Source organism: Mesorhizobium sp. M7D.F.Ca.US.004.03.1.1, assembly GCF_003998635.1.
GTDB classification, from domain to species: domain Bacteria; phylum Pseudomonadota; class Alphaproteobacteria; order Rhizobiales; family Rhizobiaceae; genus Mesorhizobium; species Mesorhizobium loti.
In genome coordinates this window covers 1-10,993 of record NZ_RZQG01000103.1, presented here as the reverse complement: position 1 = coordinate 10,993, position 10,993 = coordinate 1, and the positions used below count along the sequence as shown (strand labels likewise).

The 10,993-nt window shown below is 62.5% G+C and carries 11 protein-coding genes and 1 pseudogene; 8 read left to right on the top strand and 4 right to left on the bottom strand.

Annotation, left to right across the window (positions count from 1 at the left end; genetic code table 11):
* Positions 1-3: 3 nt before the first annotated feature.
* Positions 4-1,200 (bottom strand): Tm-1-like ATP-binding domain-containing protein, encoded by a 1,197-nt coding sequence (locus tag EN935_RS09130; RefSeq protein WP_127263331.1) that lies wholly within the window; start codon positions 1,198-1,200, stop codon positions 4-6.
* An 83-nt stretch (positions 1,201-1,283) separates the two neighbouring features.
* On the opposite strand from EN935_RS09130, the gene EN935_RS09125 reads away from it, so the two are divergent.
* From EN935_RS09125 to EN935_RS09095, 7 genes are all read left to right on the top strand, one after another.
* A complete protein-coding gene (locus tag EN935_RS09125) occupies positions 1,284-1,979 on the top strand; it encodes a TetR/AcrR family transcriptional regulator (protein ID WP_109658666.1) in 696 nt (231 codons plus the stop codon).
* 358 nt (positions 1,980-2,337) lie between these two features.
* The gene (locus EN935_RS09120; RefSeq protein ID WP_109658667.1) at positions 2,338-3,654 is read left to right on the top strand and encodes an ABC transporter substrate-binding protein; all 1,317 of its coding nucleotides are present in this window, start codon (positions 2,338-2,340) and stop codon (positions 3,652-3,654) included.
* Positions 3,655-3,721: 67 nt separating this feature from the next.
* Positions 3,722-4,627, top strand: coding sequence for a sugar ABC transporter permease (locus EN935_RS09115; protein WP_109658668.1), 906 nt, complete (start codon positions 3,722-3,724; stop codon positions 4,625-4,627).
* Between the two features lies 1 nt (position 4,628).
* Complete coding sequence (locus tag EN935_RS09110) at positions 4,629-5,588, top strand: carbohydrate ABC transporter permease (protein WP_109658669.1); 960 nt, start codon at positions 4,629-4,631, stop codon at positions 5,586-5,588.
* On the top strand, positions 5,585-5,806 hold the full coding sequence (locus EN935_RS09105; RefSeq protein ID WP_109658670.1) for a hypothetical protein: 222 nt from the start codon (positions 5,585-5,587) through the stop codon (positions 5,804-5,806). The genes EN935_RS09110 and EN935_RS09105 overlap by 4 nt, the downstream gene beginning before the upstream one ends.
* Complete coding sequence (locus tag EN935_RS09100; RefSeq protein WP_126070596.1) at positions 5,803-6,906, top strand: ABC transporter ATP-binding protein; 1,104 nt, start codon at positions 5,803-5,805, stop codon at positions 6,904-6,906. Before EN935_RS09105 ends, EN935_RS09100 begins: the two co-directional genes overlap by 4 nt.
* Complete coding sequence (locus tag EN935_RS09095) at positions 6,906-7,991, top strand: ABC transporter ATP-binding protein (RefSeq protein ID WP_127263332.1); 1,086 nt, start codon at positions 6,906-6,908, stop codon at positions 7,989-7,991. Before EN935_RS09100 ends, EN935_RS09095 begins: the two co-directional genes overlap by 1 nt.
* A 6-nt stretch (positions 7,992-7,997) precedes the next feature.
* Here the strand turns inward: EN935_RS09095 and EN935_RS09090 are convergent, their stop codons facing one another.
* The 3 genes from EN935_RS09090 to EN935_RS09080 all read right to left on the bottom strand — a co-directional run bounded on the left by EN935_RS09090 (position 7,998) and on the right by EN935_RS09080 (position 10,584).
* Entirely contained in the window at positions 7,998-8,429 is a 432-nt protein-coding gene (locus tag EN935_RS09090; RefSeq protein WP_109658673.1) for a DUF4437 domain-containing protein, read from the bottom strand.
* Positions 8,430-8,582: 153 nt separating this feature from the next.
* Entirely contained in the window at positions 8,583-9,554 is a 972-nt protein-coding gene (locus tag EN935_RS09085; RefSeq protein ID WP_127263333.1) for an AraC family transcriptional regulator, read from the bottom strand.
* Positions 9,555-9,600: 46 nt separating this feature from the next.
* The gene (locus tag EN935_RS09080) at positions 9,601-10,584 is read right to left on the bottom strand and encodes an AraC family transcriptional regulator (RefSeq protein WP_126070593.1); all 984 of its coding nucleotides are present in this window, start codon (positions 10,582-10,584) and stop codon (positions 9,601-9,603) included.
* A gap of 91 nt (positions 10,585-10,675) precedes the next feature.
* Here EN935_RS09080 and EN935_RS09075 point away from each other — a divergent pair.
* Positions 10,676-10,993 (top strand): annotated as a pseudogene (locus EN935_RS09075) (MFS transporter); the annotation flags it as partial.

Genomic DNA, 10,993 nt, shown 5'->3' with positions numbered 1-10,993 from the left:
CTCTCACTGTCTGGCGATGTCGAGGAAGGCCGATGTTGCCGCCTTTGCGAATTCCGGGTCGTTGATGTGGAGCGGAAGGCGCGTCACGCGCCGCAGGTCATTCGGCCTGATGGTGCGCTCGATGGCTTCGAAGAGAACAGCGTCGGCTTCCGGGTCGAAGAAGGCGCCGCCTTCGATGTCGAGCGCCGAGACGCCTTTTTCTGGAATGAGAAAATGCACCGGCCCCTCGCAGCGAGCGAGCCTGGTGCCGATCCATTCGCCGATCGCACGGCATTCCTGCGCCGTGGTGCGCATCAGCGTGACGTTGGGATTGTGCTCGTAGAACAGCCGGTCGCGATGGTGTTCCGGGATGGTCGAAGGCGCCCAGAAGTTCACCATGTCGAGCGCGCCGACCGAACCGACATAGGGCAGCCGGGTGCGGGCGATCGCGCCAAAACGGTCCTCGGTTGCCGGCAGGACGCCGCCGAACAGGAGATCGCAAACTTCGGTCGTGGTGATGTCGATGATCCCGGACAGCAGGCCGCTGTCGGCCAGCTTCTCCATGCTGCGGCCGCCAGTGCCGGTGGCGTGGAAGACCATGCAGTCGTAGGCAGAACGGAGCTGGTCGGCGATGGCCGTCACGCAAGGCGTGGTGACGCCGAACATGGTGAGGCCGATCGACGGCTTGCCGTCGGGCGGCGGCGCCGGGCTGGCCGCCATGCCTGATATGGCTCGGGCCGCGTTGTGCAAGACAACGCGGGAGAGCCGGTTCAGTCCGGCCATGTCGGTTACAGCGGGCATCATGATGATGTCGGAGACATCGACGTAGGGAGCGGTGTCGCCGGAGGCAAGCGTCGAGACCATGATCTTGGGCAGGCCGAGCGGCAGCGCGCGCATGCCCGACGTGATGATCGATGTGCCGCCGCCGCCGCCAATGCCGATCATCCCGCCGATATCATTGCGCGATTGAACGAAGCGGGCGAAGGCGACGCCCATTGCGGCAACCGCGGTGCCGCGGTCGTCGATATCAAGCACGGCGCCGCGACCGTCGGGGTGATGGCCGGCAATTTCCTTTGCGGTGATGTCGACGGGAATGGTTGCGTCGCGCGTCCCGACATCGACGCGGGACACCGCTGCGCCCGCAGCAGTGATCGCATCGGCCAGGAAGGCAAGTTCTTCGCCCTTGGTGTCGGCGGTGCCCACCACATAGATGCGCTTCATCGCGTTTCCCTGCCGGCTGTTTGCCCGGCCTTTCCGCAAGCGAAGGCCATTGCAATTTTTTGAGACGCGCGTATCGTATTGATATGGATGTCTCACGTCAACAATCCACGGCGAGCGACGACACTGAGCGAGGAAACGGCCAGGCGATAGAGCGCGGGCCGCGCGCACGCACGAAACGGCTGATGCTGGAGACAGCAACAAGGCTGATGCAGGCGGGCGTCACGCCCTCGGTCAGCGAGGTCGCCGAGGCGGCTGAGGTTTCCCGTGCCACTGCCTATCGTTATTTCCCGAGCCAGGCCGCGTTGGTGCAAGCGGTGGTCGACGAGGGACTGGGGCCAATCCTGACCTGGCAGTCGACCTCCGCCGATGCCGAGCGACGGGTCGCCGAGCTGTTCGACACGGCCATGCCGCGCATCGAGGCCTTCGAAGCCACGTTCAAGGCAGCGCTGAAGCTGTCGCTCGATCAATGGGCGCGGCGTCAGGCCGGCACGCTGGGTGGCGAGCCGGCTTTCACGCGCGGCCACCGCATCGACTTGCTGAAAGAGGCGATCGCGCCCCTCAAGGGCCGTTTGCCGCCGCGAGACTTCAAGCGGCTGGCGCAGGCGCTGTCGCTGATGTTCGGTGTCGAGGTGCTGATCGTGCTCAAGGATATATGGGGGCTGGACAGTCGCCGGACGATGTCGGTCGCGCAATGGGCGGCCGGGGCGCTGGTGCGTGCGGCGGTCGCGGAATCGATCGGCGACGAACACAGCATCGATCCGACGGCAGCCATGAAATAGCCCTATCTGGTTCGACCAGATTTGCATGTCGACTACTGATCTTAACCGCAGTGCGGGGTACCGGACAACACCCACGCGTATCACTGAGTAGGAAAATCTTGGTAAAACAGGCAGATAAAGCCGGAATCCGATAGCAATGGGCAAGTCGAGCTGCCAAGAAAGGGCTTGACGCGCATGCAGAATTGGTAATACCAGATCAGACAAGAAAAGCGGATCGAAAGTGAGGGCTGCGATCCATTTTCCGGCAGGGCGAGGAGGCTCGGAACCGGAAAGGTGCGATCACGGGAGGAACTACCAGGGCCGGCCCCGTTGCCGGCTCGCATGACAAGGTAGAATGCGCACAAGGGAGGAAATCATTATGCGCAAGTTAGTGACCAGCGTACTTGCTGGTATCGGCTTAACGCTTGCCTGCGGAACGTCCGTTTACGCGCAGGAAAAGTCACTCACCATCTTCTGGGCCGAATGGGATCCGGCCAACTATCTGCAGGAACTCGGCAACGAGTACGAGAAGGAAACCGGCGTCAAGATCACGGTGGAAACCACACCTTGGTCCGACTTCCAGACCAAGGCCTTCACCGAGTTCAACGCCCATGGCGACGCCTACGATCTGGTCGTTGGCGACTCGCAATGGCTCGGCGCCGGCTCGACCGGTGGCCACTATGTCGACCTGACAGACTTCTTCAAGAAGCATGACCTCGGCAATGTCATGGCACCGGCGACGGTGAAATATTACTCCGAGTATCCCGGCAACAGCGGCAAATACTGGGCAATCCCGCTCGAAGGCGATGCGGTCGGCTGGTCCTATCGCAAGGACTGGTTCGAGGATCCCAAGGAAAAGGAAGCCTTCAAGGCCAAGTATGGTTACGACCTCGACGTGCCGAAGGATTTCAAGGCACTGCGTGACATCGCCGAATTCTTCTACCGGCCGGATCAGAAGAAATACGGCATCGCCATCTATACCGACAACTCCTACGACGCGATGGCGATGGGCTTCGAGAACGCGCTGTTCTCCTATGGCGGCGATCTGGGCGACTATTCGACCTACAAGGTCGACGGCCATATCAACTCCGAGAAGGCCGTGGCGGCGCTCGACGCCTACAAGGAACTCTACAAGTTCACCCCTCCGGGCTGGGCCAAGTCGTTCTTTGTCGAAGACAACCAGGCGATCACCGAAAACCTGGCCGCGATGAGCATGAACTTCTTCGCGTTCTTCCCCTCGCTGATCAACGAGGCGTCGAACCCGAACGCCAAGAACACCGGCTTCTTCGCCAATCCTCCCGGCCCGAACGGCGATCAGTTCGCAGCGCTCGGCGGGCAAGGCATCTCCATCGTCTCCTACTCGCAGAAGCAGGAAGAGGCGACGAAGTTCCTGGAATGGTTCATCAAGGACGAGACCCAGAAGAAGTGGGCGGCACTCGGCGGCTACACCTGTAGTGCGGCCGTGCTGAAGTCGGCTGAATTCCAGAATGCCACGCCCTACAACAAGGCCTTCTATGAGACCATGTTCAAGGTGAAGGATTTCTGGGCGGTGCCGGAATATGCCGAACTGCTGCAGCAGCTCAACCAGCGCGTCTATCCTTACATGATCGGCGGCGAAGGCACCGCCAAGGAAACGCTGGACGCACTGGCTGCCGACTGGAACGCGACCTTCAAGAAGTACGGCCGCGGTCAATAATATCGTGTCTCACGGAGGGGGCGTTGGTGCCTCCTCCGTTTCTTTTTCTGCAAACGGGAGCAGGGTCTTGGCGACCACGATGATCACCACACTGGACAGGTCTTCAAGAGCGGCCGCACGCGGCCTCAGCGACATCTCGATCCGCAACCTCTTCATCATTCCGACGGTCCTGTTCCTGATCGTCTTCAACATCTTTCCGCTGATCTATTCGCTCGGCTATTCCTTCACCGATTTTAGAGCGTCGACCAACGCGCCGGCGAACTTCGTCGGGCTGCAGAACTATCGCGACCTGCTCAACGACCCGTTCGTGTGGAACAATTTCGCCATCACGGCCAAATACGTCATCGTCTCGGTCGCCGGCCAGTTGTTCGTCGGCTTCGGTGTGGCGATGCTGCTCAACCGTGACATTCCCTTGAAGGGATTGCTGACGACGCTGCTTTTGCTGCCGATGATGCTCTCGATGGCCGTCGTCGGCCTGTTCTGGAAACTGCTCTACGATCCGTCATGGGGGGTCATCAATTATTTCCTCGGGCTCGGCAACTTCGAGTGGCTCGCGGACCCCAAGATGGCGCTCTACGCCGTCGCGCTCACCGACATCTGGATGTGGTCGCCCTTCGTTATGTTGCTGTCGCTAGCCGGCCTCTCGGCGGTGCCGAAGCATCTCTACGAAGCCGCCGCGATCGATCGGGCCGGGCCGTTCTACACCTTCTTCCGCATCACGCTGCCACTGGTGGCGCCGATCCTGATGATCGCCGTCATCTTCCGTACCATGGAAGCGTTCAAGACATTCGATCTTGCCTACATCCTGACCAGCCAGCCGACAGCCGAGCTGATCTCGATCCGGCTCTACAAGATGGCGTTCCAGGAATGGCAGACTGGGCGCTCCTGCGCGCTCGCCTACATCGTGCTGATCATGGTGCTGGCCATCACCAACATCTACGTCAAATACCTCAACAAGGTGAAGGAGCGCTGAGATGGCCGCCGTCCGCACTTCTTCCGAAATCGGTCTCAATCGCGTCGCCATCGTCGCGGTGCTGGTGGTGACGATCATCTTCCTGGCGCCGATCTACTGGATCGCCTCGACGGCGTTCAAGCCGCGCAATCTCGCCACCACCATCCCACCGACGGTCGTCTTCCAGCCGGAAATATCGCCGTTCGTGAAGCTGTTCACCAAGCGCTCGCAAATGCGCAGCCCGCCGACACCGGAAGAGTATGCGGCCGCCCCGTGGTGGGAGCGCGTCGTCTTCGACGGCGGCGAGAAGATCGTACGCGACGGCAAAGGCCAGGTGCAGTGGTCGGGATATCCAAGCCGTTTCCTGAACTCGCTGATCATCGCCATCACCTCGACGGTGCTGGCGGTCGGCATGGGAACGTTCACCGCCTATGGCTTCTCGCGCTTCAAGGTGAAGGGAGAGGCGGATCTGCTCTTCTTCATCCTGTCGACGCGCATGCTGCCGCCGGTGGTGGTGGCGATCCCGATGTTCCTGATGTACCGGGCGGTCGGGCTCAACGATTCCCATATCGGGCTGATCATCCTCTACACCGCCTTCAACCTGTCCTTCTCGGTGTGGCTGATGAAGGGCTTCATGGACGAGATCCCGAAAGAGTATGAGGAGGCGGCCCTCGTCGACGGCTACACGCGCATGGAGGCCTTCTTCAAGATCGTGCTGCCAGAGGCCGCCACAGGTATCGCCGCCACCGCCGTGTTTTGCTTCATCACGGCGTGGAACGAGTATGCTTTCGCGCTGATCATGACCAACCGCCGCGCCCAGACGGCTCCGCCGTTCATCCCCAGCCAGGTCGGCTCCGGCCTGCCGGACTGGACGGTGATTGCCGCCGGAACCTTCCTGTTCCTGTTGCCGGTCGCGATCTTCACCTTCCTGCTTCGTAATCATCTGTTGCGCGGCATGTCCTTCGGAGCAATCCGCAAATGAGCTTTCGCGCCATCAATCAGAAGTATCTGGAGCCGGGTTCGCAGGTGCTGATGGTGCTCGGCATCATCGCGCTCTGCCAGCCCTGGAACCTGCTGTTGCATACCTACGGTCTGACCATCACCCTGATCGGCTTGATCGGCTTCAACATCACCTCGAAGATCGCGCCTGAGGAGAAGGCCGGCACCGGCCAGGTGCGAAATCCGGGAGCACAGCATTGACCCAGATCGAGCTTCGCGGCGTCCAGAAATTCTTCGGCGCCGTCCAGGTCATCAAGGACCTCAACCTGAAGATCAGCGACAACGAGTTCATCGTTCTGCTCGGCCAGTCGGGCTGCGGCAAGACGACGACGCTGCGCGCCATCGCCGGATTGGAGACGATCGACGAAGGCGACATCCTCATCGACGGCAAACCGATCCAGCATCTGAAGGCCGCCGACCGCGACATCGCAATGGTCTTCCAGTCATTCTCGCTCTATCCGCATATGAGCGTCTACGAGAACATCGCCTTCCCTTTGCGTGCCACGCGCAAGAGCAAGGCCGAGATCGAGCAGGAAGTGCGTTCGGTCGCCAAGACGCTGCAGATCAGCGAATTGCTCGACAAGAAGCCGTCGGCGCTTTCGGGCGGCGACATGCAGCGTGTGGCCATTGGCCGGGCGCTGGTGCGGCGGCCGAAGGCGATGCTGATGGATGAACCGATCGGCGCGCTCGACGCCAAGCTGCGCGAGGAGATGCGGGCGGAGATCAAGCGGCTTCATATCAAGCAGGGCTCGACGACCATCTATGTCACGCACGACCAGATCGAGGCGATGAGCCTCGCCGACCGCATCGTCATCATGCATGAAGGCGTGCTGCAGCAGGTCGGCTCGCCGGACGAGGTCTATTCGCGTCCGGCAAACCTGTTCGTGGCGCAATTCGTCGGCAGTCCGGTGATGAACGTCGCCGATGCGGCGGTGGCAGAGACAGCGTCCTCGGTCTCGGTGACGGTCGGCGGGGCTGCCGCCGGCTTCGAGTTCCCGCGGGCGCTGCTGTCGAAGCTCAATGGCCATGCCGGCGGCCAGCTGGCGCTCGGCATCCGGCCGGAAGGCGTGCTCATCCGCCGCGATGCGGCCGACGGGTTCCTGCCGGTCGAGACGCAGATCGTCGAGCCGCTTGGCTCCTTCGATATCGTCGACCTCAAGGTCGGCTCCAAGATGCTGCGCGCGCGCACCAAGAGCGGCTTCGTCAGCGGTCCCGGCGAGAAGGTGTTTGCCAGGATCGATCCGGCCCAGGCGCATTTCTTCGACACGGCAAGCGGCAAGTCGCTGGGGGTGAGACTCTGATGGCCCATATCCAGCTGAAAAACATCTCGAAGACCTTTGGCAACCACACCGCCTTGACCGGGCTCGATCTCGACATAGCCGATGGCGAGTTCTTCGTGCTGCTGGGCGAGACGGGCGCCGGCAAAACGACGACGCTGCGGTTGATCGCCGGGCTGGAAAAGCCCAGCGAAGGCCAGGTCTTCATCGATGGCGTCGACGTTGCCGACTGGGGTGCGGCCGAGCGTGACGTGGCGCTGGTGCTGCAGCAATATTCGCTCTATCCGCGCTACACGGTGCGCGAAAATCTCGAGTTCCCGCTGAAGCCGAAGATCCGCCGGCTGCCCGACGCCGAGATCAAGGATCGCGTCGACCGCGCCGCTCGCACGCTGAGGATCGAGCATCTGCTCGATCGCAAGACCGACAAGCTGTCCGGCGGCGAGATGCAGCGCGTCTCCATCGGCCGCGCCATCGTGCGCAAGCCGCGCGTGTTCCTGATGGATGAGCCGCTGTCGGCGCTCGACGCCAAGCTGCGCGAGGCGCTCCGCACGGAACTGAAGAACCTGCAGATGCAACTCGGCGCCACCTTCCTGTTCGTCACCCACGATCAGATCGAAGCGATGTCGATGGGCGACAAGGTCGGCGTGCTCAACCGTGGCCGTATCGTCCAGACCGGCACGCCATACGAGATCTACAACAACCCGCGCGACACCTATGTGGCGAGCTTCGTCGGCTCGCCGCCGATGAACCTCATCGACGGCAAGCTAGTCAACGGCCGCGCGGTGATGGCGCCGTTGAATTTCGAACTGCCTTTTTCGGGGGGTGCGAAGGCGAGTGCGGCGACCGATGGTCGCCCGCTCGTCTTCGGCATTCGTCCCGAGGACGTCTATCTCGAGAGCGGCGCGCCGGTCGAGGCGCGCGTCCACGATGTCGAGAACCATGGCGTCGAAAAGATCCTGACGCTGCGCGTCGGCGACGCGACGCTGCGTGCCACCGTGCCGGCCAGGACCGATGTCGCCATCGAGCAAGCGGTGCGCTTCGCCTGGAACCCGGACAAGGTGGTGCTATTCGACAAGGGCAGCGGCGTCAGCTTGCGGCACGCGTCATAGGCCCGCCTATTTCGGCAGGTAGGTTTCGTAGGGCGTGTCGTTGATCAGCAGGATCACGCATTCGGTGTCGGAGAGGCAGGCATCGTCATGCATCTCATTGGCCTTCTGGGTCCAGTAGGATCCCGGAGGCAGTTCGACCTTGGTCGCCTCGCCGCCATCCATCTGCCAGTGCGCCCACAGGCCCTGGATGACCACTGCGCGGTAGTCGGCTGTGTGCGCGTGAACCGGCGCGCGCCAGTTGCCCGGGACTTTCAGCAACGTTCCCGCCGGGCCCTTGGCCCTTTCGCCCCATAGCGGCCCGAGGCGCTGCGGCTGGTCCGGTGCCTCGGCGACATAGGGGATCTTGTCGGTCGGCAGGTAGCTGTCCTCCAGGGCAAAGGCGCGCCCGGAGGCCACGAGCATGGCGGCGAACGCCAGGACCTTCAGATGATTTGGCATAGGTTCTCCTCTCGGGCCGACTTGCCGCCGACCTCTCACTTGCTTGGCAATGGCAAGCTATTGCATGCAACCGGCCCGGCAATGACATTGCGTCCGGAAGGCTTGGCAATTCATCCAAATCCGGCAATCCACGGCAGCCGGGCCGGGATGGTCTCAGCGGTCTTCGGAGGTGCCGTCGACGGTGCGCAGATGGCTGGGCGCGATGCCGACGATCCGCTTGAATGCCCGACTGAACGACGCTTCGGAATCGTAGCCCAGCCTTGCGGCGACCGTCGAAACCCGCATCCGATCGTCGATCAGCCACTGTCGCGCCTGATGCATGCGCACAAGGGCAACATATCTTGCCGGCGTCTCGCCAACGATGGCCGTGAACCGTTCGGCGAAGGCCGAACGCGAGGCGCCCATCTCGTGGGCGAGCGCTTCGACGGTCCAGGTCTTCTCGGGCTGCAGATGAATGGCCGCCAGCACGCGGCCGATGTCCCGATCCCTGATCGCCGCGATCCAGCCGCTGGTGTCGTCGCCGCTGTTCTCTACCCATGAACGGATGATGCTTGCGGCCAGCACATCAGCCAGTCGCGCCAGCATGCCGCCGGAGCCGGCCCGATTCATGGTCACTTCGCCAGCCATGGCTTCCAGCAGGTGTGGGATGCCGGGCTCACCCGCCATCAATTCCCCGGCGCGCATCATATCCGGCATCATGCCCAGCAAGGGGTGCGATCCGTCCAGGTTGAAGTGCATGCTGCCGCAAAACAGCAAGGTTTTCGGGCCCTGGCCTCCATTCGAGACACTGAAGACGTTGTCCTGCAAAGGCTCGACACTGTAGCGTTCGATCGGCACGGCAGGGATGCCTGGCGCGCTGGCAAGGACATGCTCGGGGCCGCGCGGCAAGAGCAATGCATCGCCGGCCTTCAGTTCAATCCATTCCCCGGATGGCGAAAACAGCCAGCATCCGCGGCGACCGATGAAGTGAAACCGCGCCGCCTTCTGAGCTGGAAACAACACCGCCCACGGCTCACCAAGTTCGCAGCGGCCGTAGTCGGCGCCATCAAGCCGCAATCCGCGCAACATGTCGGTCAGCGGACCGCCTGGGGCCGGCAAGATAGTCTTGGAAGAGGTGAAAACCATGCCGATTTCTAGCTTGGAATCACCAGCCCGTCACGGCCTCCATGCGTTAGTTGGCTTGACGGATATCAGCCTGTTCCTCGGCGCGTAGGTGGCTGGGCGCCGAGCCGATGACGCGCTTGAAGGCGCGACTGAAGGCGGCGTCCGATTCATAGCCGAGACGCGCGGCAACAACGGAGATCTTCATCCGGTCGCGGATCAGCCATTGTCGCGCCTGATGCATTCTGACCTGGGTGACATATTTTGCCGGCGTTTCGCCAACGATGGTGGCGAAGCGCTCGGCAAATCCCGATCGTGAGGCGCCCATCATTCGGGCCAGCGACTCGACGGTCCAGTCGTGGTTCGGTTCGAGATGGATGGCGGCCAGCACGCGGCCAATTTCGCGGTCCCTGACCGCGGCGATCCAGCCGGACGAGTCACCACAGCCGCGTTCGACCCATGAGCGGATGACGGTGGCGGCAAGCACGTCAGCCAGCCGCGCCAGGATGCCGCCGGAGCCGACGCGCTCCATCGTCACTTCACGCGCCATCGATTCCAAGAGATGCGGAATGCCGGGTTCGTAGGCTTCCAGCTCATGCGTGCGCATCACGTCCGGCATCATGCCGAGCAGGGGATGCAGGCCATCGAGATTGAAATACATGCTGGCGCAGAACAGCAGGGTTCCCGGCCGGCAACACTCCGACATGCCTTCGTTCGACATGCAGTAGACGTCCTTGCAGACCTCCTCGACTTCGTAGCCATGGATCGGCCAGGCCTGGGCGCCGGGTTCGCTGGCAAGCATATGGGCCGCACCGCGCGGCAGCAGGATCGCATCGCCTGCATTGAGCTCCACCCATTCGCCGGACGGCTGCTTCAGCCAGCAGCCTTTGCGGCCGATGAAATGAAACCGCGCCGCGGGCTGGGCCGGGAACTGGATGCCCCAAGGCTCCTTCAGTTCGAAGCGGCCGTATTCGACGCCATCGAGACGCAGGCCCCTCAAGATGTCGGTCAGCGGGTCGCCAGTGATTGGAATTTTGGACGAATGGTCAAACATGATGGGGTTTCTAGCATGGAAACTCCAGGCGGTCACTCCCTATGTTGCATTGCAGCCAAATGCTGCGCTGCAAACACATCGGAGACTGACCATGGCCGAACCCGCGACAGGCGTCATCGACGCCGCACTTTTGAACCCCGCAGATTCCGACGAACGAACCGAGCCGGCCTGGGGTGCCGTGGTCTCGCTGGCACTTGGGGTGTTCGGTCTGGTGACGGCGGAGTTCCTGCCCGCCAGCCTGCTGACGCCGATGGCGCGCGATCTCGGCGTCAGCGAAGGCGTTGCCGGGCAAGCGGTGACGGCCACCGCGATCGTCGCGGCGGTCGCCGCGCCGACCATGGCGATCATCACAAGGCGCATGGACCGCAGGCTGGTGATGTGGATGCTGACAGGGTTCCTGATCCTGTCC